Raw genomic sequence first — 22,080 nt, 5'->3', positions numbered from 1 at the left:
TGATTATACCTATTGCGATATATACTGTATATTGCATACTGCATATTTCTTAGGACTACTTTAATGACTGAGCTAAATATTTGGCGTGGGATGCTGGATTTAGGATGGTTGCTCTTTCTTTTAATCATCTTCGCCCATTTTTGGCGTAATAGGCAAGTTTTGGTGCAAGCTCAGTCCTGGTTACAAGTTAAAGGTCGTATTACTGCGTGTGAATGGACCCAAGTAGGCCATAGTGTTTGGCCTAAAATTGAATACACCTACCAAGTTTATGATAAAGATTTAACAGGAGAATATTTATTTTTAGATACAGCTCATAATAATCCGAACAGTAAATATTCTCGTAGTGTTGCTTATAAAGCGGCTATTGCCTTTCAAGAAAATGCGGAAATTGATGTTTATTACAATCCTAACCATCCGGAGCAATCCGCTTTAGATGTAACCATACCAACCAAATTAAATATTATTTTGATTTTGATTGGTATGTTAATCGTCGTGCATCTAGGACTTATTGCTTGGCATTATTGGGGGTAGAAGTACTCGGCGTACTTGCTGGTACGGGTTCATTTTCTTCAACATCACATTTACAAGGTTGCTTGGTTACTGTGGATTGTAAACGGCTAATGCTATATCCTCGTACCCCTTGGCCTGATGGCGCGACCATGAAATTAATGGTTACGTTCAAGTGTTGTCGTTGTTGATATTGTGGGTTCTGATAAGCGACGATTAGTCCCATGGTTGCTTTCCAATGTGTGGGATCAATATTGGTGATTGTGGGCGGTGCAGTTGCAACGGCGCTTACAGTGTAAAGATTCTTTTGTACATCCTCTGGCAATTTGGAAGCATTTAACGCATTGCTGTAAGCTATCCAGCCATCAGCAGTAAAATATTTAGCGATTTTTTTCTGATCTTCGAGATAACTTTTATAACTAAAGGTATATGTAGAAACGATTGCTTCATTGACCCAGACGGATAGCAAAGCTTGATCCGGTTGTGCGTAACTTAATTGAAAAAAAATCAATAATAAAACAAAGACTAATTTTTTATTCATGAGAATACCCTGCTCATTAGGAATGATTACTAAATTCATAATTACTTTGCTATAGTGTAGCTCATTCACTATAAATAAAAAAATCCCCGGCTGCTGCCGGGGCGAATCTCATGTTTAGATGATAAATCCAAACACTGCCCCGCTTAAGAGGGGGTAAAGCGGAGCTAAGCATTCGGGGGAAATGCTCACTATATTAGACACCAAAATTATCAAAAAGTTCAATTTTTGTTCAAATTATTCTGGCTTAGGTAGTATCCTGATAAAAATAATGGAGTTATTTAAGTAGAAAGTGTTTTATTCAGCTGCTTTAATCTATCGATTATGCTGGCTTTATGGTATTTTATTATCCTGAAACAAGCGGTGGTTCGTATTAAGGGAAACTAACGCCAGTGCGGGTAATCCAAGAGTTTATCTAACGTCATTATTAAGTTTCACTGTAGTTCAATTGTAAATACTGCGTTTATTAAGTTGCAGAATGTATTTGGGTGTCGATTAAGTTATTGAGGAGGCATTGTGCGCGAAAGTCGGTTCTACTTTGCTAATCCTGATAGATTTGGCCGATATATAAATCGTTGGGATTTGCTGCTCCTTATTCTCATTTTTTCCATATTGTTTTTTTTGGGCTGGGCCGGTTCACAGATGGCCACTCCGTATCGCTTAGGGCAACAGATACCTATTTCTTTAGATCCTGCCAATCTTCCTTTTTATGCACTACGTACTGTGCTTCGGATGTTTATTGCATTGTTTTTTTCACTCCTTTTTACGTTCACGGTAGGGCTTTGGGCAGCTAAAAATCGTCGCGCAGAACAAATCATCATACCGGCTATCGATATTTTGCAATCCATTCCGGTTTTAAGTTTCTTATCCATTACAGTGACAGCGTTTATCCGTTTATTTCCTAACAGTTTGTTAGGACCGGAATGTGCATCCATTTTCGCTATTTTTTGCGCTCAGGTATGGAATATGACTTTTGGTTTTTATCAATCTTTAAAAACATTGCCGCATGATTTGCAAGAAGTTTCTTCTATGTTCCGACTGTCGGTATGGCAACGGTTCTGGAAACTGGAAGTTCCTTTTTCCATGTCGAGTTTGCTATGGAATATGATGGTTTCTATGTCTGCTAGTTGGTTCTTTGTGGTTTTGTCTGAAGCAATTTCTGTAGCGCATCAAGATATTCGATTACCCGGGGTAGGCTCTTATATCGCCTTGGCAATCCAGCAACGTGATCTACATGCTGTGGGTTATGCCATTCTGGCTATGGTTATTGTTATTTTTTTATATGACCAAATATTTTTCCGACCTTTAATTGCCTGGTCAGAAAAGTTTAAAACAGAGCCCTCGCATGATGAAACTGAATATCAATCTTGGCTAGTGGATTGGATTCGTGGCAGTCGGCTTATGAAGCAGTTTGCTGAAGTGCTCAGTATTTTTACTGATCATTTTGTCAATGCGCGCTGGCTTAGGATAAATGAAGCCAAAGCAATTAAGGAAATTGATTTTAAAAAACAAAAGCGCCTGGATCGTGTTTGGAGCCTCTTGGTTTTAATCAGCGTTTGCTCTGGAGCAGGGTTTTTATTGCGCTTTATCCTCGCAGAATTGAAAGTCAGTGATATTTTGCATGTGTTTTTACTTGGTGCAGCAACAGGTACACGAGTTCTTTGCTTGATTTTCATCAGCTCTGTAATTTGGATTCCAGTAGGGGTGTGGATTGGCTTAAGACCAAGAATTGCCCAAAAAATACAGCCCGTGATTCAATTTGTTGCAGCGTTTCCTGCGAATTTATTCTATCCTTTATTTGTAATTGCTATTGTAGCATTTCATTTGAATGTAGAAATATGGGTAACGCCACTCATGATTCTTGGAACTCAATGGTATATTTTATTTAATGTGATTGCGGGAGCATCGACTATTCCGCGCGAGCTATATCTTGCTGCAGACAATTTTGGCTTAAAAGGATGGATTTGGTGGAAAAGATTGGCTTTGCCCGGGATTTTTCCTTTTTATATTACGGGTGCCATAACGGCGGCAGGGGGGGCATGGAATGCCAGCATTGTTGCAGAGTTTGTAAGTTGGGGTAATACCACACTTAGAGCTACAGGCTTAGGTGAATACATCCAAGCCAGTACAGCCACGGGAGACTTTCCTCGAATTGCTTTGGGTACGGCGATGATGTGCTTGTATGTACTTGCTTTTAACCATTTGATTTGGCGTCCGCTCTATCGGTTGGCGGAAGAACGTTTTAACTTTAATTAAAAGATACTTATGTCTGAAACCATTATTGCTATAGAAGGCTTGAGTAAGTCATTTAAAAAAGCAGCGGAACAAAATTTGCTTGTGCTGGAAGATGTGAACTTCAAGCTGCAAGAAGGTGAAATCGTTGCATTATTAGGGAAGTCCGGCTCAGGAAAGTCCACTTTATTGCGTATTATCGCGGGTCTTATCGCGCCTACAAGAGGGACAGTGACTTATCGAGGGAAACCCGTTACCAGTCCTGTTGATGGTATTGCGATGGTTTTTCAGTCTTTTGCATTGATGCCCTGGCTTACCGTATTAGAAAATGTGGAACTTGGCCTAGAGGCGCAAGGCGTAGGTCGTGAAGAGCGCAGGCATCGAGCAATTGAAGCAATTGATATTATTGGTCTTGATGGTTTTGAGTCCGCATTTCCTAAAGAACTTTCTGGCGGGATGCGTCAACGGGTTGGCTTTGCGCGCGCACTCGTAATTAATCCTGATGTTTTATTAATGGATGAGCCATTTTCTGCACTTGATGTTTTGACCGCGGAAAACCTGAAATCTGACTTGTTGGAATTGTGGGAAGAAAAGAAAACCAATACTAATGGTATTTTATTAGTAACGCATAATATTGAAGAAGCAGCAACATTAGCGGATAGAATTGTAATTTTTGGTAATGATCCTGGATACATCCGCGCCGAATTACCGGTTACTTTACCGCAGCCACGCGATCCTGAGTCGCATGAGTTCCGTGCCTTGGTGGACAAAATTTATACTTTAATGACTACTGGCCCCAAAGAAAAGGCAAAACGTGCGCAGAGAGAACGACAAATCGGTTTGGGATATCGTTTGCCTGATGTAGAGCCTTCAGAATTGACTGGCTTGATTGAAACAATGACTTCTTTTGAAGAACGAATTGATTTGCCAGAACTTGCTGATGAGCTGATGATGAATATTGATGATCTATTCCCCATACTCGAAACGTTGGAAATATTAGGTTTTGCTAAAGTTTCTGCAGGAGATATTCAATTAAGTGACTTAGGCAAACAATTTGCTGAGGCTGATCTCCAAGAGCGTAAACAATTATTTGCGCAGAGGTTGTTGGAAAAAGTACCTCTTGCCCGCTACATTCGCCGTATTTTAGATGAAAAAGTAGGACATAGGGTTTCTGAAGAACGGTTTTTGAGTAAGCTTGAAGATTATTTAAGTGAAAAGGAAGCAGAACGTGTATTGCGCACAATGATTGATTGGGGACGTTATGCTGAGATTTTTGCTTATGATTTTAATACTGGAATTTTAAGTTTGGAAAATCCAGGTAAAGGAGTGTAACACGATACCGTTAAATTCCTGAGTTTGTATTAGCAAAACTCGGATTTCATTGCTTATCCATGCTAAAAAAATTTAACTATTAGTTCAAAAAAGCACTTAAATCGCAATTATTTATTTGTTATTATTTGTTCAGATTGATCTAAGGAGGGATATTTAGCATGGAACAAAAGCAAGAATTTAATGAACACTTCAAAATAATCCTTCTAGGTGATAACTATGTCGGGAAATCATGTTTGCTGCATACTTATTGTGGCGGAAATGTCTATAGTTCTGACGAGTACACGGACACAATGGGGGTTGACCAACAAATTAGGCGGCTTAAAGCGTTTAATAAAATAATCCAGTTGCGTATCTGGGATGCTTCGGGAGCTCCAAAGCTACATAAAATAATCTCATCCTATTTTAGGCATGTTGATGGCGCCTTGATTTGTTTTGACCTGAGCAATAGAACCTCTTTGCTGCATACGAAAGAGCATATTGAACGTTTAAAAGAAATCAAAAAAGTTCCTATGATACTTGTTGGTTGTAAAGCAGATTTGGGACGCAGGGAAATATCCTCTGAAGAAGCCAAGAAATGGGCTAGTGAGTTGGGACTTACTTACATAGAGGTTTCTTCTTTAAAAAAAGAAAATATCGAGCAACCATTCACACAAATTACAGACCAAATATATATTACCAATCAACTCAATAAGCTAAAGCCTAAATTAGAAGAATTATTGAATAGTTATTTAAAATTAGCTAACCCCAAAAACCGCTCAGGTTTTTTTGCACAACAGAACTTGGATATCGCTAAAGAAGGTGCACTAAGGGAAGAGTATAAAACACTTTTTGATAAATCGCTTCACTTGAGAAATATGGATGAGTTGGTTGAGGCGTATCGAAAAACAACAGAGCTTCTTGAACGCGCAGATAACCTTTATAAACAAGAAAATCCTTTTTTGAGTAACTTTGTATCCAGCCCACTCTTAACTGCATTGAAGCAAACATTAGATGTTTTAGACGGACTATTGACCCATTTATCTGCTGCGAAAGAACTGAAATACCAAAAACTAGGAACAGTTACCAACTCGATTTAAATCTTAGGGGCTGTTTCCATTTCTACTATCTTGGCCAAACGGTCCTGATTTTCTGCGCTTCGATGCCGACATACCTTCGCTTCGGTACTCGAAAAAATCAGGCCATTTTTGCTCGAGCTAGCGAAATGTAAACAGAGCCTATTGGATTATAAGGGGGACTACAATTAAAGGAAAAATTAATTAATTTGCTAAATCAATGGCTTGGTTTGACGCAATAGTAACTCCTTGACATAATTGTTTGTTAAATAGACCTCTTTTATTATTTATGAAAATCAATGAAGCCTTAAGATGGTTTAAATGGGGGGTAGTTATTGTCTTAATTGCTGTTGCCTGGTTTTTTCAGCATGAACTCCCCACTCTAATCCATTGGTTACGTACCTTGGGCTATCCAGCTTTTATTGGGTTTTGCTTACTTTATTGTTTTGCCTCTCTATTATTTTTACCAAACCTACCCATTATTCTTGCAGCGGGGGCTTTATTTGGATTTTATTGGGGATTGGCGCTGAATTTATTGAGCGCACTACTTAGCGCGGTAATTGCATTTATGATTAGCCGTCATGTAGGGCTTTCTTGGTTATCAGTCAAAAAGAGAAAACAATTAGATAGTTGGCTAGGCCGCCTAAACTCTTATGGATGGAAGTCACTTGCTTTGTGTCGTTTAGTTCCTTTTCTACCCTGTGCTATTGTAAATTATGGATATGGTTTTACCCAGATTAAAGCTTCGGTGTTTATAGTAACAAGCTTTATTTTTTTAATTCCACTGAAAGTTGTGGAAACATATTGCGGTTCTTTGGGTGCGAATTTTTAAATACATATAAAATATTGTAGCCTAGATGCAGTGCAGCGAAACCCGGGTTCCGCTGTGCTGCATCTAGGCTACAATGCATCCAAATAATGTGAAAAATCCTTTCGAGATGATTAAGATTTTCGAGAGAGGTAATTCAATATTTCTAACAAGCGCTCTGAGTTGCCTGCCATTTGTAAATCAGTCTTATATTTATTATTCACTACGAAGGCAGGAACTGCATTAATTTGATAAGCTCCCATCAGGCTCATTCCATTTTGCACACGCATATCAATTGCTGGGGAGTTTTCAAAAGCACTTTTCGCAATTTCTTTATCGACGCCTTGAGTAACAAAGAAATTGATCATCGCTTGTTTTGAATCCAGGGGCTTTCTATCTTCCTGTATGGCTTTAAAGAGTAATGGATTCATTTTATCAGAAAGCGCAAGAGTCTTTGCGGTGTAGTATGCTTTAGCATAGAGTTCCCAGGATGGTTTGAATACTACAGGAACGCGTTCGAATTGAATGTTATTGCCCATTTTGCTAACCCATACATCCAAAGGGGCTTCTATTTTGTAACACCAAGGACAACCATAACTAAAAAATTCTTCAACGATAGGGGTTTTATTTTTACTATTTGTTGCCTGGGGATTGGTAACGATTTGATAATCTTTACCTTCAACAAATGATGCGGCTAAGGCCATTGCTGGAAAAAGAAAAAATACAGCGATCAATTTTTTTAACATAATTTAGTTCCCTAATGTAAGCCTTCAATATAATGTGCAACTGCTTCCATATCATCTTGACTCATTCTGCTGCTAATATCTTGCATGATATGGTTTAAATCATTTTTTCTCTTACCGTCTTTAAATGCATTTAATTGCAACACGGTATAAGCTGCATGTTGGCCAGAAAGCACTGGGAAGCCAGCTTGGGCATTGCCCGTACCTTTAGGACCATGGCAAGCAATGCATGCCGTAATTCTTTTTGCAAAATCTCCCCCGCGGTAGATTTGCTCACCCCGTTTAAGAAATTTTTCGGGAGTGCTGCCTTGGGCAAGGGGCATTTTAGCATAATATACTGCCAAGTCATCCATATCTTGCTCGGTTAATGTGGCAACAAGAGCTTTCATCGTAGGTGCATCACGTAAGTCACTGTTTTTCATGTCCTGCAGTTGTTTTATAAAATATCTGGGATGTTGTCCTGCAATATTAGGCCATTCGGGATTTGCACTGTTGCCTTCTTGACCATGGCATGCAGTGCAAACTAATGCTTTTTTCATTTCGGAGGGATTTTCTTGGGCAAAAAGGACTAATGGGATAAATAGAATAAAAGTGAGTACAAATTTTTTCATCGATTTCTCATAATAAATTTACGAAGTAATGGTACACTGCCTTGGTTGAAATACCAAAATTTTATGATTCTTATGTTAGAAAATCCTTATTCTAAAGCAGTATTCTTAAAAAGCGCAGCACGCGTCTCTCATTTACCGGAGGATTCAGGTTATGAGGTTGCTTTTGCTGGCCGTTCAAATGCAGGGAAGTCAAGTGCCTTGAATTGCTTAACGAACATCAAAAACCTGGCTCGAACCAGTAAAACACCTGGACGTACGCAATTAATTAATTTATTTGAAATCGATGAAGCGCGTCGTCTTGTTGATTTACCGGGTTATGGTTACGCCAAAGTTGCTTTGCAAGTAAAAATGGAGTGGCAAAAAAATTTGGCCCATTATCTTGAGGTCAGGCAAAGCTTAAAAGGTCTGATCTTGTTAATGGATATTCGCCATCCTTTAAAAGACTTAGATCTGATGATGGTAGATTGGGCTTTGGAGCGTGAGCTTCCAGTACATATTTTACTGACTAAATCAGATAAATTAAGCCGTAGCGAGGTAAAGAACACCTTACTTAAAGTTCGTAGATATTATGAGCTGGCAGCACATTTGATTACGGTGCAATCTTTTTCTTCTTTGAAAAAAGAAGGGGTCGGTGAATTGATCGCTTTGCTAAATCAATGGTTTGATTTAACGTAGCTTGGGTGCAGCGCAGAACCCAGGACTAAGAAGTTCATTCATGTTCAGATATCCTGGGTTCTGCTGCGCTGCACCCAGGGTACAATAAGCTATCAGCTTGATGGCAGATTGGGCTCATAAAGCGATTTGCTCATAACCTTCGCGGCTTTTTCCCCAAAATCAATACAACTTCAGATGAATTAAAACAGCCAAAATGTACTATTTTGAATCAACAGGATTATTATCCTACAATTTGATTATATATTTGTATTGGAGATGTAATCATGTTTTTGAAATCAGGTAGGTATGGCACTACGCAGCAAACGAAACAAAGCCATAATAAAGCTCAATCAAGAACTCTTTGGACGCGGCATGACGAAAATAGAAATTATTATCAGCATAAAAAACAAGAAAAATATGTGATAAATACCCATTCTTTTAGTACAAGTACTGTGCGAGGAGACAAAGTCGTCGCCAACGAATTTAATGTATTTGGTTTCTTAATGAATGCGTTTCATAAAGGATTTTTATTTAGGGGCATGAGTGTTAAAGAAGAACACGATAAAATAAATCAAGCTGTACATGGCCTGGCCGGAAGTAAGCCTTTGATTGTTTACAAAGAAGGTTCTAAAGAGATCGATGCGGAAGCAACTCGCCACGTGGCGAAGCAGCACCGCAAAGGGGATGTAAGCGGGATATCTACTTCAATGAAATTAGGTGTTGGTATTTCATTTGCTAACTATCTCCCTAAAAAAACGCACGCAGTATATGTACTTGATCGAAACAATATCCCATCTAACCAACAGGTAACTCAGGATTATGAAGATGATATAGCTGTCACTGATTCTACCGGCGAGTCACAAAATTATGGTCATGAGCGCGAATTGACTGTGAGTGGTGTGCATCTATCAGCTATTCCAATGCGTATTACCCGCCAAGGATTGAAATTTAACGTGGAATGTAATCCTTTCTATGTAGATCGAATGGTATTACCTAAAGAATTAAACAAAGAATATGACGAACTATTAAGCACTTTTTATGATGTTATTTATGATGTCAGAAGAAATCATGTTGACTTTACTGTAGAAACCTCTCCTGATCAAAAGAAATTAGACCAATTTAAAGCACAAGAAAAAGCGTTTTATAAAAAATACATTGCGACAGTAGACTTGGACCCTCATCAAAAACAAGCAATTAAAACTCTGCTAGGAGGGGGATCGCCTACTCTTGCTATCGAAGAAGTTGCCAGCGAAGATGACAGTATGAAACCAACAAAAATGTAGCGTTCGTAATCCTAAGAAAGGAAAAACCGCTTTCCAAATTTGCAGGAAGCGGTAAGCCCCCGACTTTTTTGCAGAAAAAAATCCTCTTGTTGCTATTTATCCCTTAATTTTCGCATTTTCCGATACTTTCTCTGCTTGCGTCATACGATATTGTTTTATTGCATCCTGATACTCAGGATATTTATTACCTAATCGTTACCCGCTAAAATATCCGCATTAATTGCCCCTGCCTTAACTACAGCAAGAGTACCTACTGGGATCCCTGCAGGCATTTGAGGGTTCTATCAGTGGCTGCAATCATGTTAATTGCTTCAACTAAAGCTGGCCCTTCCAATTCTTGTACTCTGGTTTTCAAAATTTCTGCAGTATCATCGGGTAAAACAGGGCATTTTTTCTGCAAAATAATAGGGCCCGCATCCACTTGCGCAGTAACAAAATGTACGGTGCATCCTGTTTCGACCTCAGTGCCATCGATAACGGCTTGGTGGACGTCGAGATTCATTAACCCTGCATAAGCAGGCAGCAAAGATGGGTGAATATTGATTATTTTATTTTCCCAGTTGTCGACAAATTCGGCCGATAGGATGCGCATATAACCAATTAATACAACAAGCTGTATTTGATGGAGCCTGAGTATTTTGGATAGCTCATGATCAAAATCGACGCGGCTTAAGCCTTGCGGATTAACGAACATGGATTTAATGCCAAAACGCGCTGCCTTTTCCAAAATAAGCGCGTCTGCTTTATTGCTTAAGACCAGCTCGATGGATGCGGATAAGTGCTGTTGCTTCATTGCAGCAACAAGGGTATTAAGATTAGTGCCTCGAGTTGAACCAAGGACAGCAATGCGAATCATGAGGTGCGTATCCTTTGCATATGATCAATGCGTTGCTGAATTAATTTTTTTGTGCCTATATCCTGACGATGAAATAAGGGACCTTCAATTAATGAAATTTCATCCTCGGCGTTCATTTCTGCAGCAAAAATTGAATCGGCAATGCCAACATAGGCAGCGGTGCGCGAACCTTCAGCAATAATTTGCTGGTCGACCTGATTCACCGAAGAAAGATACAGATGGTCTTGGCAAACTACCTTTGAGAAATCAACAGCAAAGTTTTTCTTTGGCGCATCTGGATAGCCTTCAGGAACCGTATATTTGCACACAGTAGCCTTTTTCGAGAATGTGACCTTATCTTCTGTAAGGTTGTTGTTGACCATAGCTTCGCATATGGCAACAAAATCGGACTCCAAAATGGATAACACGTTTAATGCTTCTGGATCACCAAAGCGTGCATTGAATTCGATGACATAAATTCCATTTTTGGTGGCAATAAAACTGCCATATAAAATACCAATATAAGGTTCACCACATTCAGCAGACAAAGCCTGAAAGACTGCATTGTTAATCCCTAAAGCTTCTTGTACATCATGTGCAGTTAAAAAAGGCAAACGATGGTCGGTGTCTGAATAACTTCCCATACCACCTGTATTGGGGCCTTTATCACCGTTATAAGCGCGTTTATGATCTTGCACTAAAGGCATAGGAATAAGTTTTTTGCCATCAGCGAAACACATGAAGGAAAATTCCTGTCCAATGAGTTTTTCTTCAATAAGAATCGTCTGTTTTTTATCGAGAATTTCCTGGCAAAAACTTAAGGCTTCAGCAATTGAATGCAGATGTTCTCCTGCAACTTTTACCCCTTTGCCCCCCATCAATCCATTTGCTTTAATCACGTAATTGCCTTCGCCGAGCTCACTAAGAAAGTTTTCAATGTGATTTAGTGTTGCGAATTTTTGATACCGCGGTAAACCCGCGATGTGATATTTTTGCATGAGATCACGTGCAAATTCTTTAGAGGTTTCTATTTGTGCCAATTCTTTTTTCGGGCCAATCGTAGGGATTCCTGCTTGCCATAATGCATCAGCCATTCCTTTTTCAAGCGGTGCTTCAGGGCCAATAATTGCTAGCTCGATCCCCCATAGTTTTGCCATGGACACTAAAGCAGCGCAATCGGTAATATCACCTGCACAATATTGAGCCGTCAATTTATGGATTCCTGGATTGATTGCCGTGCCATAACAAAACAATGAAGTATTTTGTGGTGAACGGTTTAATGCTTTGATGAGTGCATGCTCACGAGCGCCAGAACCGATAACAAGAATGTTCATTCAATGATGTCCTCTTTTTTTGCGGGGGTGCTCAGTCTGCTTGTTTCTCGTTGCAGCTCGAGCTGTTTCATTTTTTCTGCAGTTAATTTTTTACAAAAATAATCGCCGTCCATACACGCCATGCAGGGTTTTTTGATTTGATGTTCCCCACGGCGGGTTACTGCTTCAATCAAATCTTCATGGGACTGATAGAGTAAAACATCAACACCAAGATAAGCGGCAATTTCATCTTCACTTTGATTGGCGGCAATGAGTTCTTTACGAGAGGGGATATCAATCCCACTAAAACAAGGATTTTTAAGTGCTGGAGATGTGGAAGCAAAATAAATGTTTTTGGCGCCAGACTCGCGTACCATTTTGACTATTTCTCGGGAAGTTGTTCCCCGGACAATACTGTCGTCGACAATCATCACGGATTTATTTTTAATTTCAGTTCGTTGTGGCGTCAGTTTGTAGCGGATATTCCGGCTTCTTGCCTTTTGATTGGGCATGATAAACGTGCGGCCTATAAAAGGATTCTTATACAAACCCTCAGAATACCTAATACCTAATTCATGGGCAAAAGACAGCGCTGCTGTATTTGCAGTGAAAGGAGCAGGAATTACCACATCCGGGATGAGGTCAGGGTATTGTTTCTTCCACTGAAGCGCCAGATTTTGGCCCATACGTAGTCGAGCACGGTACACGCTTACGTTATTGAGTGTTGCATCGGGGCGTGCAAAATAAACATACTCAAATACGCAGGGTCTAAATTCTTCAGTTTTCAGAACCCGACGGTGTAATTTCCCGTTAAGATCCACATAGGCTACTTCACCGGGTAAAATGTCGCCTTTAGGTTCAAAGCCTAGGGCATAAAAAGGGGTGGTCTCTGATGCGAAAATAGTGTCTATGGTTCCATCTGAATTTTCACGTGTTCCCCAAACTAAAGGACGAATGCCATGAGGATCTCGGAACGCAACAAGTCCCTTGCCAATAATCACGGACACAATGGAGTAAGCCCCTTCAATTCGTTCAAAGATATGCGCGACTGCTTGGGTCAGCAATTCGAAAAAACTGTCATTATTTTCTTCATTACTGGATGCATTGCTGGCAAGATTATCCGCAAGCATGAGTAGTAGGGCCTCAGAATCAAGCGTAGAATTAAGATGTCGATATTGCTTTAAACGAATCTCATCAGCCAGTTCTTGATAATTGGATAGATTGCCATTATGAGCAAGTGCAATCCCTCGTGGGCTGCCAATCCATAATGGTTGCACATCGGTTGCAGTATAGCCGCCGGCAGTAGGATAACGTACATGACCAATTCCTATATTTCCCTGCAATGAGGAAACATTCTCAGGAGTAAAAATTTCGCGTACCAAACCTAATCCATGTTTCGTGTAGAAACGCTGATCACAGGTCAGGATGCCGGCAGCATCTTGGCCTCGATGCTGCAAGTGAATCAGGCTCTCATACAATTCGGAGGCTACTGGTTCATGACTGTAAATACCTACTATCCCACACATTTGGTTATGCTACCCCAAGAAATTTGCAATATGACGCATGATCCGTTGTTCAACAGGTTCTTTATGTTCTACAAAATTAAACTTTTTACCTGTGATTCGTTCATACAACTGAATATAGCGTGATGAGAGCTCTTCAATTAATTCTTGTGGTGCTTGTGGAAGTTGCTCATCGTGATACGGATCTGAGTTTTTTGCAAACCATAACCGTAAAAATTCCTTATCAATATTTTCTGGCTCCAGTCCCGCTGCAATGCGTTCTTGATAGCTATCAGCCAACCAATAGCGACTGGAATCAGGAGTGTGAATTTCGTCAACTACGATAATGTTTCCTTGCGCATCGCGGCCAAATTCATATTTGGTATCTACTAAAATCAAACCATGATTTTTAGCAATTTCAGCACCACGTTCGTAGAGTTTAAGGGCCAAAGCACTGGCTTCTAGCCAATCTTCTTCAGTCATCCAACCTTCAGAAACAATTTCGGGTGGAGCAATCGGGCGATCGTGAATTTTTTCTTTGGTTGTCGGGGTTAAAACAGCTTGTTCCAGTTTTTGATTTTTACTTAATCCTTCAGGAAAAGTAATGCCACAATAGTTACGTACCCCATTTTGATATTGAGTCCATAACGAAGTACTGGTTGTGCCGCTGATATAGCCTCTGACTACAAACTCAATCGGAAAAACAGTACATTTTTTGGCAATAACGACATTCGGATCGGGAACAGCAATAATGTGGTTAGGGATAAGGTTTTTTGTTTGTTCAAACCACCAGGCACTGGTTAAATTAAGAACTGCTCCTTTATAAGGAATCAGTGCGAGATGTCGATCAAAGGCCGTGAGTCTATCCGTAGTAATGAGCATGATGACATCACCAAGATCATACGAATCTCTTACTTTTCCTTGATATTTTTTACCTACAGGCAAATTCGTTTGATCGAGGCAAAAAGCTAAAGCGTCTCGAATTTCATTGTCATAACGAGTGGTCGTAGCGGTAGCATTCATGAGCATAAGGGTTCCCGATAATGTGAGTTAACAAAATATGGTCTATTAACGCAGAGACATTGGTTTCATCGCTGGTAAACTGCCATAAGACACCATGTCTTATTTTATTTATTTTTTGTACTGCATAGTGGGCATTAAGCGTTTGTAATGTTTGTTGCCCTTTTAAATCTTCTTTTGCGCGAACAAGATAAGCTAAAGCATTGTGTGAGCCAAGTTCGTTTGCGAATACTTCTCGTTCTTTCCGCTCGGAATACAAAAGTCCAGTATTTTTGAGTTGGGTAAACTGTTCTGCAGAATCACATTCAACTTCCCAATGCTCAAATCGATTCACCGTTACTGGAAAACCTAATCGTCTTAACGTTTTTTGTACGGTCAACGCTTGGTTATCGGTGATGATCAGTTTGACAAGGCAGATATGGCTGCTTGGGATTTTGTTGAAACCTTGGGGTTTTTGATTCGTAACGTGCTTGCTATCCCGGGTTATGGCTTCGCTTTCACCCAGGCTACATTGACGTTCCTTTATGTAATCACGCATGGATGCAAAAATAGGATCACCATTAATCGTGCGCTCAGGATGAGGCATCATTGCCATGACGTTCCCAGCCAGGTTGGTAATTGCAGCAATATTACCTGCAGAGCCATTTGGATTAATGGGGAAATTATCAATGACATTTCCTTCGGCATCACAATATTGAAATAAATTTAAACCGTGTTTTTCGATTTCTTTTAACAAAGAGTCCGGCATCAGAAATCGTCCTTGCGCGTGCGCAATAGGAAGATGAACTAAATCTGTAGTTTTAAGATGGCGGGTAAACGCATTATGTTGATGATTTTCTGCCAAGCGCATGTGTACCCATGCATTATAAAAACCGGTTCCCACTATTTTTCCATGGGCAATACGCTTATTTTCTGTGAGCGACATACTGATATCATTCTGATTAAACCCAGGCACTAAACCGGACTCGACGAGTATTTGCGCGCCATTACAGATCCCTATTACGGGTTTGCCTTTTTCGCTTTGTGCTTTGATTTCTTGAATTACAGGATCAAGTGCGGCAATAATTCCTGCGCGGGAGCGATCTTCGTAGGAAAACCCCCCAATAAGAATATAACCATCCAGGTTACGTAATTTCTCTAAGGATTCATTCCATAAGAACTCAACAGGCTCCATGCCCACCCGTTTTACAGCGAGCGCTGTTTCGCGTTCGCAATTGGATCCTGGAAATTGAATTAAGCCAATGCGTATCATAACAGCTTCACCTTTTGCTCTCCTCTGACGACATGTCCAATTTCATAAAGAGGGAAAGTAGGAAAATCACGGAGTACTTCGCGAACAGCAGCGAGTGTTTCTGGTGCTATAAAGAGTACTAACCCTGCACCCATGTTAAAGGTACGATACATGTGTTCATCATCCAGATGCCCCAACTTGCGTAATAAGTTAAATATAGGCAGTTCGGGAATTTGTTTTTTATGGATTTCTACACCACAATGTTTGGGCAAAATACGCGGAATATTTTCCAGTAAGCCGCCACCTGTTATGTGTGCCATTCCTTTAATAGGAATGTTTTTTTCCAACATACTTAAAACAGGTCTAGTGTAGTTCAGGTGAGGTGTTAAAAGCTCCTCACCAATGCTGTGGGAAAAATCTTGAAATTGCGACTCAACCTTATAGCCGGCAACATCAAAAAGCAATTTTCTTGCGAGTGAATAACCATTGGTATGTAAGCCACTTGAAGGAAAGGTAACTACAAGATCGCCTTCACAAATCGCTTTTCCTTCAATCGCTTTATTTTTTTCAACGACACCGGTAATGACGCCGACCAAATCAAGCTCGCCCGGTAGATAGGTACCTGGCATTTCAGCCGTTTCACCACCAACCAAGGAGATTTGGTTTTCTTTACAGGCTTTGACCATACCCTTAATGATCTGTTCGATAATCTCCGGTTTTAATTTATCGTTTGCAATATAATCAAGCAGGGTAAGCGGTTTTGCTCCCAAAACAATAATGTCATTGGTGGTGGCACTTACTAAATCAATACCAATGGTATCAAATTTTTGCATCATTTTGGCAACCATCATTTTGGTACCAACTCCATCAATGCTTTGCACCAGAACTGGATGCTCATAATCGTGCAGCAGGTTTTTGAGATCATACATGGCACCGAAACTGCCAATTCCAGTAAGTACTCGCGGTGAAAAAGTGCTCTCTACCGCTTTTTTAATGCTACGAACTGCTTCATTACCTGCTTCAATGTCTACACCTGCAGCTTTATAATCAATAATTGACATTATATGAGCCTCTCAACTAAACCATTTTTCCAGGCAGTTTTGGCTGCACTGATTGATAGATTGATAACCGAATTGATCATCAAGGTTGGGGTTGCTGTTGTTTCACCTATGGATTGAAACGGTACAGAATATTGATGAAATATTTGTTCCAGCGCACTTAATTTTTCCGGGGAGACTTCGAGGATAAATCCGCCACTTTCCGAAAACAGTTTTTTATCATTGGGTAAATCGCCAGGAATAAAAACATTCACTCCAATTTCATTTTTAAAACTCATTTCCGCTAGAGCAACTGCAATACCGCCTTCGGAAATATCATGTGCTGACAATACGAGACCTGCTTGCATGGCTGCATGTACCGCGGAGATTTCATCAGCTAATGTTGTCAGTTCTGGTTTGGGTAATTGACTGCCCAGCTGATTGTGTAACTGGTAATACACACTACCGCCACATTCATCCTTGCGCGCTCCAATCATTAAAAGCACTGAATGAGTCTGTTTGAAATCATAGGTAATTGTTTTGGAATAATCGTTCACCGCACCAATACAACTGATGATAGGACTCGGTGGAATTGCACCTTGGGCTGATTCATTATAAAGAGATACGTTACCGGAGATAATAGGTAGGCTTACGTTACGATCGGTATACATTTTTACTGCATCACATGCATCGACTATGCCGCGTACTGAATCAACAAACTCGCCCATTTGTTCGGTATTTTCAGGATTACCAAAACACAGGCAGTCTGTTAGAGCAAGCGGCCATGCGCCCACTGCAATGATGTTTCGCACTGATTCAACAACTGCATTAACCGCACCCCAATACGCGTCAATTTTGTTATAACGCGGATTATGATCGACCGATAAGGCAACCGCGGTTCGCCGAATTTCTTCTGGATATTTATCTTCATTAAATGGAGTAATGACTCCAGCATCGGCCCATCCTGGTTCGATGACTGAACGACCTTGAACCTGTTTGTCATAACTTTCATAAATAGGGGCACGTGAAGCAATGTTTTCATGAGCAAGTAAACTGAGTAATTCTCCATTGAAATCGCTTACTGGAACATATTCGGGTTCACTATAAGTGCTTTGTTTTACGCTGAAGGGACGATCATAAAGAATCCCTTGAGTAATGTCTTCTGCCCGTGCAGAAACAATTTGTTTTCCTTGTGACGTTACAACATATAAGCCATCATTTCTTATTTGGCCCACCACAGTTGCTTGCGCTCCATCACAGATTTCTGGAAGAGCAAAACGTTCGTTGTAATGTTTTAGGAAGGTATCAACCAGTTCTTTGGGAACAACCCACATAAAGCGTTCCTGAGTTTCAGAACATAAGACGACAGCAGGTAATAAATTGTTCATGCTGGTTGGCACGAGATCAAGATTGATTTCTGCCCCATATCCGCTGGCTTCTGCCAATTCAACACTGGCACAAGCAATTCCTCCTGCCCCCAGGTCTTTGAAGCCAACACGATCAATTAGATTTTTTTCGCGCAGGAATTCAAACATGGCATAATTGGCTTTAAGGATATGGCGTTGTAAAAAAGCATTAGGTTCTTGTACAGCCCCTTTATTTTGTTCTTGCTGTTCTTCACTTAGTGTTGCTGAAGCAAAAGCTGCACCACCAAAACCGCTGTTGTCTGTAGGCTTGCCAACTAATATAAATTGATAGCCTTCTGCATTGGCTGGCGCATAGGAATGAATAATGTGATCTTCTCTGACGACACCTAAAGTGACTACAGTGACCAGACAGTTTTCATTATAGGCTTCATCATAATAAGTATCACCACCTAAATTGGGGATGCCAAGGGGGTTTGCGTAACCTGCGATTCCTTGAACTACTCCTTGATGTATCCATTTTGTTTTGGGACGGTTAATGTCGCCAAAGCGCAAACTGTCGGCAACGGCGATGACTTCCGCGCCCATACAACAGACATCACGAACATTCCCGCCTACTCCTGTTGCTGCACCTTCGAAGGGCACGAGTTGTGAGGGGTGGTTGTGTGATTCATGACTCACCACGATGCCATAGCGTTTGTTTTGCTTATCCGTGGCGACAGCAACAATTCCCGCATCCTCTTTAGGGCCGAGAATGACGTGGGGTGCTTTAGTGTTAAATTGGTTAAGGTGTTTGCGGCTACTTTTATACGAACAATGTTCAGAACCCTGGATGGACCATAAAATACATTCTGCATAAGTGGGGGGTCTTTTTAATAAGGAATTCTGAATGGTAAGGGCTTCATCGGGAGTTAGGCGCACGCTAAAACGTTGGAGTAATTTGGTTATTTCCTCCAAGGACAGCTGAGAAAAATCAAAACAATCCGGGGCTTCTTGCATTTTAGGGGATCTGACCTATAGCTAAAACGTCACCAATTTTAATTGTTTTTAGCTTATAAAGCAATACATTTTTTGCATTTACTTGACAATTTGATCAAAAATTCACAAATTTTAAGCGAGCAACTTTTGAAGCCCGGGTGCAGTGCAGTCCAGGTTCAAGAGAACAAGATTTTCAGATTCAGAGCCGAAAAAAGTAATTATTTATGATTGCTTCGATTCCTCCCACAATTTCTCAACAATGTGCGGATCTGCCAAAGTGGATATATCTCCTAACTCATTCAGATTCTGGATTTCCTTGCCTGCGATTTTGCGCAAAATACGCCGCATGATTTTACCCGAGCGTGTTTTAGGTAAATCATGAACAATATGGATGACATCGGGTTTTGCGATCGGTCCAATTTCTTTATTGACTTGTTGGATTAACTGGTCTTTCAACGTGTCATCAGTACTGAAGCCCTGTTTTAAAACGACATAGGCGTAAATGCCTTGGCCTTTAAGATCATGGGGGATACCCACCACAGCTGCTTCTGAAACAGCAGGGTGGCTCACTAGAGCACTTTCGATTTCTGCAGTGCCTAAGCGATGTCCTGATACATTAATCACATCATCTACTCGTCCCGTAATCCAATAGTCACCGTCTTCATCTCGTTTTGCACCATCTCCTGTTATGTAATAGCCATGGTGTAAATAGGTCATGCAATAACGTTGATGATCGCCAGCAATTGTTCTTGCCATAGAAGGCCAGGGGTATTTGATTGCTAAAAACCCCTCGCCAGCCCCGGCGATTTCCTCACCCTGTTCATTGAGTAATACAGGAATGACGCCTGGAATGGGTTGCCGTGCTGAGCCCGGTTTTTTAATCGGATCATTGGCCCTGGGACTAATCATGATTGATCCGGTTTCAGTTTGCCACCAGGTATCCACTATTGGACATCTGTTTTGCCCTACTTTTTGGTAATACCATTGCCATGCTTCAGGATTAATAGGTTCTCCCACCGATCCCAGTAATCGCAAGGAACGTCGAGAACTGGAAGCTAACCATTCATCTCCTGCACGCATTAAGGCGCGTATTCCTGTGGGGGCAGTATAAAACACATTGACCTGATGCTTATCTATGATTTGCCAATCTCTGGAGGAATCAGGCCAGGTGGGAATTCCTTGAAAAATTAAGGTGGTAATTCCATTACAAAGAGGACCATAAACCACATAACTATGCCCTGTAACCCATCCTATATCCGCAGTACACCAAAATACTTCATCTTTTTGACAATTAAAGATTAATTCGTGTGTGTATGCTGTCTGCACTAGATATCCGCCGGTTGTATGGACTACTCCTTTAGGTTGGCCAGTGCTTCCAGAGGTGTACAATATAAATAGAGGATCTTCTGCATTCATGGGTTCGGGATCGCAGTGTGAACTTACTTTGTCTTTAAGTTCATGCCACCAAGAATCTTTATTTTTATCAAAGGCAACGGAATCATCACTCGTTTTAATGAGCAGTTTTTGTAAGGGTAAATCACGGCACGCTTCATCAAACTGTTTTTTTAAATCAATTATTTTGCCGCCTCGACTGAAATGATTTGCAGTGATGAGACAGGTACATTCGGAGGCGAGTATCCGTTGTCTTAATGCGTGGGCGGAAAAACCGGCAAAGATGACCGTATGTACTGCACCAATACGTGTACACGCAAGCATGGCAATCGCTGCTTCTGGGATCATGGGTAAATAGATGGCTACTTTATCCCCTTTTTTGACCTTTAAATGTTTGAGCACATTACTCATGCGACATACTTCAGCATGCAACTCAGCAAAGGTCAGAGTTTTCTGTTGGGTTGGATCATCTCCTTCCCAAATAATTGCTGGTTGATTCGCTTTTTGAGGTAGATGCCTGTCTAAACAGTTCATGCTGACATTCAATTTTCCACCTTTAAACCAGGTGACATCGCCGTGTTTTAATCCCCCGGTGAGCACTGTATCCCAAGGTTGAAGCCAATCTATGGTTTGTTGCGCCACTTCAGACCAAAATTCGGTGATTGAATCTTCAGTTGGCGTTAATTGGGGATTGAGCAAATGAGCATGCATATTATACCTCTTCGCCTTGGGAAATCAGTTTAATGATTGCTGAAAAATCAGAATCACCCAGACCTTGGTCAATAAAGTGCTGGTAAATAGCCGTTGCTTTAGCCCCTAAAGGGGTGTTCACATTGACTGAGCGAGCAGAATCTTGACTGAGCAGTAAATCCTTAAGCATCATTGCTGCAGCAAATCCAGGTTTGTAATCATTGTTGGCAGGAACATTTTCTAAAACGCCTGCGACGGGTGCATATTTGGTCATCGCCCAGCATTGTCCTGACGCATTGCTTACCACTTCAAAGAGTTTTTGCGGGGACAATTGCAGTTGTTCTGCGAGAATAAAGGCTTCCGAAATGGCAATCATGGAGATTCCTAGAACCATGTTGTTACATATTTTTGCTGCCTGTCCACTTCCTGCACCGCCAGTATGAATTATTTTTTGCCCCATAGCTGCCAGGATAGGCTTCGCAGCATGAAATGCGTTATCTTCACCACCAACCATGAACGTTAGTGTGGCAGCTCCTGCACCGGCTACTCCGCCAGATACTGGTGCATCAACCACTTGCAGTTGGTATTGCTTGGCCAGGTGATGCAGCTCACGCGAACTGTTGACATCTATGGTGGAGCAATCAATATATAAAGTGCCTTTCTTTGCTGTTTGGAACAATCCATTAGTGCCATGACAAACGTTTAACACTTGTTGCCCATTTTGCAGCATCGTAATCAATACATCTTTTTCTTTGGCGACTTCATGTGCGTTTTGCGCAGTCAGGCCACCTGATTGAGAAAAATGCTGTAAAGCAGATTGCTGTAGGTCATATCCAGTAACCTGATGCCCCGCTTTAACAAGATTGATGGCCATGGGTAAGCCCATATGCCCTAGTCCCACAAATCCTATTTTTGCCATTGAATTCTCTCCGTGTAAGGTACCATGTAGCCTGGGTGA

General features: G+C 40.9%; 19 protein-coding genes. 7 read left to right on the top strand and 12 right to left on the bottom strand.

Features of this window, described 5'->3' with window-relative positions:
* The first annotated feature begins 63 nt into the window (after nucleotides 1–63).
* Nucleotides 64–531, top strand: coding sequence for a DUF3592 domain-containing protein (locus Lani_RS10645; RefSeq protein ID WP_058388535.1), 468 nt, complete (start codon nucleotides 64–66; stop codon nucleotides 529–531).
* Here the strand turns inward: Lani_RS10645 and Lani_RS10640 are convergent.
* The gene (locus tag Lani_RS10640) at nucleotides 506–1,048 is read right to left on the bottom strand and encodes a DotI/IcmL family type IV secretion protein (RefSeq protein ID WP_058388557.1); all 543 of its coding nucleotides are present in this window, start codon (nucleotides 1,046–1,048) and stop codon (nucleotides 506–508) included. The genes Lani_RS10645 and Lani_RS10640 overlap by 26 nt on opposite strands.
* A gap of 513 nt (nucleotides 1,049–1,561) precedes the next feature.
* Between Lani_RS10640 and Lani_RS10635 the strand changes: the two genes are divergently transcribed.
* The 4 genes from Lani_RS10635 (at nucleotide 1,562) to Lani_RS10620 (ending at nucleotide 6,493) form a co-directional block, all read left to right on the top strand.
* Nucleotides 1,562–3,301, top strand: a complete 1,740-nt coding sequence (locus Lani_RS10635; RefSeq protein ID WP_103030564.1) for an ABC transporter permease — start codon at nucleotides 1,562–1,564, stop codon at nucleotides 3,299–3,301.
* A 9-nt stretch (nucleotides 3,302–3,310) separates the two neighbouring features.
* The gene (locus Lani_RS10630; RefSeq protein ID WP_058388533.1) at nucleotides 3,311–4,609 is read left to right on the top strand and encodes an ABC transporter ATP-binding protein; all 1,299 of its coding nucleotides are present in this window, start codon (nucleotides 3,311–3,313) and stop codon (nucleotides 4,607–4,609) included.
* A gap of 158 nt (nucleotides 4,610–4,767) precedes the next feature.
* Nucleotides 4,768–5,685: a Rab family GTPase gene (locus Lani_RS10625; RefSeq protein ID WP_058388532.1), complete on the top strand. Its 918-nt coding sequence runs from the start codon at nucleotides 4,768–4,770 to the stop codon at nucleotides 5,683–5,685.
* Between the two features lie 265 nt (nucleotides 5,686–5,950).
* Entirely contained in the window at nucleotides 5,951–6,493 is a 543-nt protein-coding gene (locus Lani_RS10620) for a TVP38/TMEM64 family protein (RefSeq protein WP_019232532.1), read from the top strand.
* A gap of 110 nt (nucleotides 6,494–6,603) precedes the next feature.
* On the opposite strand, the gene Lani_RS10615 is transcribed toward Lani_RS10620, so the two are convergent.
* Together Lani_RS10615 and Lani_RS10610 are read right to left on the bottom strand one after the other, a co-directional pair.
* Nucleotides 6,604–7,215, bottom strand: coding sequence for a thiol:disulfide interchange protein DsbA/DsbL (locus tag Lani_RS10615; RefSeq protein WP_019232531.1), 612 nt, complete (start codon nucleotides 7,213–7,215; stop codon nucleotides 6,604–6,606).
* An 11-nt stretch (nucleotides 7,216–7,226) separates the two neighbouring features.
* Entirely contained in the window at nucleotides 7,227–7,823 is a 597-nt protein-coding gene (locus Lani_RS10610) for a c-type cytochrome (RefSeq protein WP_019232530.1), read from the bottom strand.
* Between the two features lie 72 nt (nucleotides 7,824–7,895).
* Between Lani_RS10610 and yihA the strand changes: the two genes are divergently transcribed.
* Nucleotides 7,896–8,498 carry a ribosome biogenesis GTP-binding protein YihA/YsxC gene (yihA, locus tag Lani_RS10605; RefSeq protein WP_019232529.1) on the top strand — a complete coding sequence of 201 codons (603 nt, stop codon included), beginning with the start codon at nucleotides 7,896–7,898 and terminating at the stop codon, nucleotides 8,496–8,498.
* 263 nt (nucleotides 8,499–8,761) lie between these two features.
* Nucleotides 8,762–9,760, top strand: a complete 999-nt coding sequence (locus Lani_RS10600; protein ID WP_019232528.1) for a hypothetical protein — start codon at nucleotides 8,762–8,764, stop codon at nucleotides 9,758–9,760.
* Between the two features lie 250 nt (nucleotides 9,761–10,010).
* On the opposite strand, the gene purN is transcribed toward Lani_RS10600, so the two are convergent.
* The 9 genes from purN to mmsB all read right to left on the bottom strand — a co-directional run bounded on the left by purN (nucleotide 10,011) and on the right by mmsB (nucleotide 22,041).
* Nucleotides 10,011–10,616: a phosphoribosylglycinamide formyltransferase gene (gene purN / locus Lani_RS10595; RefSeq protein WP_019232527.1), complete on the bottom strand. Its 606-nt coding sequence runs from the start codon at nucleotides 10,614–10,616 to the stop codon at nucleotides 10,011–10,013.
* Complete coding sequence (purD, locus tag Lani_RS10590; RefSeq protein WP_019232526.1) at nucleotides 10,613–11,929, bottom strand: phosphoribosylamine--glycine ligase; 1,317 nt, start codon at nucleotides 11,927–11,929, stop codon at nucleotides 10,613–10,615. Before purD ends, purN begins: the two co-directional genes overlap by 4 nt.
* Nucleotides 11,926–13,434 carry an amidophosphoribosyltransferase gene (gene purF, locus Lani_RS10585; protein ID WP_019232525.1) on the bottom strand — a complete coding sequence of 503 codons (1,509 nt, stop codon included), beginning with the start codon at nucleotides 13,432–13,434 and terminating at the stop codon, nucleotides 11,926–11,928. Before purF ends, purD begins: the two co-directional genes overlap by 4 nt.
* 9 nt (nucleotides 13,435–13,443) lie before the next feature.
* On the bottom strand, nucleotides 13,444–14,439 hold the full coding sequence (locus Lani_RS10580) for a phosphoribosylaminoimidazolesuccinocarboxamide synthase (protein WP_019232524.1): 996 nt from the start codon (nucleotides 14,437–14,439) through the stop codon (nucleotides 13,444–13,446).
* Nucleotides 14,402–15,682 carry a phosphoribosylformylglycinamidine synthase I gene (gene purQ / locus Lani_RS10575; RefSeq protein ID WP_019232523.1) on the bottom strand — a complete coding sequence of 427 codons (1,281 nt, stop codon included), beginning with the start codon at nucleotides 15,680–15,682 and terminating at the stop codon, nucleotides 14,402–14,404. The genes Lani_RS10580 and purQ overlap by 38 nt, the downstream gene beginning before the upstream one ends.
* Nucleotides 15,679–16,722, bottom strand: a complete 1,044-nt coding sequence (gene purM, locus Lani_RS10570) for a phosphoribosylformylglycinamidine cyclo-ligase (protein ID WP_019232522.1) — start codon at nucleotides 16,720–16,722, stop codon at nucleotides 15,679–15,681. The genes purQ and purM overlap by 4 nt, the downstream gene beginning before the upstream one ends.
* Nucleotides 16,722–19,061 carry a phosphoribosylformylglycinamidine synthase subunit PurL gene (gene purL, locus Lani_RS10565; RefSeq protein WP_019232521.1) on the bottom strand — a complete coding sequence of 780 codons (2,340 nt, stop codon included), beginning with the start codon at nucleotides 19,059–19,061 and terminating at the stop codon, nucleotides 16,722–16,724. The genes purM and purL overlap by 1 nt, the downstream gene beginning before the upstream one ends.
* Nucleotides 19,062–19,262: 201 nt before the next feature.
* Nucleotides 19,263–21,143, bottom strand: a complete 1,881-nt coding sequence (gene acs / locus Lani_RS10560; protein ID WP_019232519.1) for an acetate--CoA ligase — start codon at nucleotides 21,141–21,143, stop codon at nucleotides 19,263–19,265.
* 1 nt (nucleotide 21,144) lies between these two features.
* Complete coding sequence (gene mmsB / locus Lani_RS10555; protein WP_019232518.1) at nucleotides 21,145–22,041, bottom strand: 3-hydroxyisobutyrate dehydrogenase; 897 nt, start codon at nucleotides 22,039–22,041, stop codon at nucleotides 21,145–21,147.
* Between the last annotated feature and the right edge of the window lie 39 nt (nucleotides 22,042–22,080).

Source organism: Legionella anisa, assembly GCF_001467525.1.
Lineage (GTDB): Bacteria > Pseudomonadota > Gammaproteobacteria > Legionellales > Legionellaceae > Legionella > Legionella anisa.
Note: the sequence above shows the minus strand (reverse complement) of the source record. Positions and strands in the feature narration are given on the sequence as shown.

Excerpts from the sequence above, each read along its gene's own strand:
- Lani_RS10645 (WP_058388535.1), top strand. The coding sequence starts at position 64 with ATGACTGAGCTAAATATTTGGCGTGGGATGCTGGATTTAGGATGGTTG.
- Lani_RS10640 (WP_058388557.1), bottom strand. The coding sequence starts at position 1,048 with ATGAATAAAAAATTAGTCTTTGTTTTATTATTGATTTTTTTTCAATTA.
- Lani_RS10630 (WP_058388533.1), top strand. The coding sequence starts at position 3,311 with ATGTCTGAAACCATTATTGCTATAGAAGGCTTGAGTAAGTCATTTAAA.
- Lani_RS10625 (WP_058388532.1), top strand. The coding sequence starts at position 4,768 with ATGGAACAAAAGCAAGAATTTAATGAACACTTCAAAATAATCCTTCTA.
- Lani_RS10620 (WP_019232532.1), top strand. The coding sequence starts at position 5,951 with ATGAAAATCAATGAAGCCTTAAGATGGTTTAAATGGGGGGTAGTTATT.
- Lani_RS10615 (WP_019232531.1), bottom strand. The coding sequence starts at position 7,215 with ATGTTAAAAAAATTGATCGCTGTATTTTTTCTTTTTCCAGCAATGGCC.
- Lani_RS10610 (WP_019232530.1), bottom strand. The coding sequence starts at position 7,823 with ATGAAAAAATTTGTACTCACTTTTATTCTATTTATCCCATTAGTCCTT.
- yihA (WP_019232529.1), top strand. The coding sequence starts at position 7,896 with ATGTTAGAAAATCCTTATTCTAAAGCAGTATTCTTAAAAAGCGCAGCA.
- Lani_RS10600 (WP_019232528.1), top strand. The coding sequence starts at position 8,762 with ATGTTTTTGAAATCAGGTAGGTATGGCACTACGCAGCAAACGAAACAA.
- purN (WP_019232527.1), bottom strand. The coding sequence starts at position 10,616 with ATGATTCGCATTGCTGTCCTTGGTTCAACTCGAGGCACTAATCTTAAT.
- purD (WP_019232526.1), bottom strand. The coding sequence starts at position 11,929 with ATGAACATTCTTGTTATCGGTTCTGGCGCTCGTGAGCATGCACTCATC.
- purF (WP_019232525.1), bottom strand. The coding sequence starts at position 13,434 with ATGTGTGGGATAGTAGGTATTTACAGTCATGAACCAGTAGCCTCCGAA.
- Lani_RS10580 (WP_019232524.1), bottom strand. The coding sequence starts at position 14,439 with ATGCTCATGAATGCTACCGCTACGACCACTCGTTATGACAATGAAATT.
- purQ (WP_019232523.1), bottom strand. The coding sequence starts at position 15,682 with ATGATACGCATTGGCTTAATTCAATTTCCAGGATCCAATTGCGAACGC.
- purM (WP_019232522.1), bottom strand. The coding sequence starts at position 16,722 with ATGTCAATTATTGATTATAAAGCTGCAGGTGTAGACATTGAAGCAGGT.
- purL (WP_019232521.1), bottom strand. The coding sequence starts at position 19,061 with ATGCAAGAAGCCCCGGATTGTTTTGATTTTTCTCAGCTGTCCTTGGAG.
- acs (WP_019232519.1), bottom strand. The coding sequence starts at position 21,143 with ATGCATGCTCATTTGCTCAATCCCCAATTAACGCCAACTGAAGATTCA.
- mmsB (WP_019232518.1), bottom strand. The coding sequence starts at position 22,041 with ATGGCAAAAATAGGATTTGTGGGACTAGGGCATATGGGCTTACCCATG.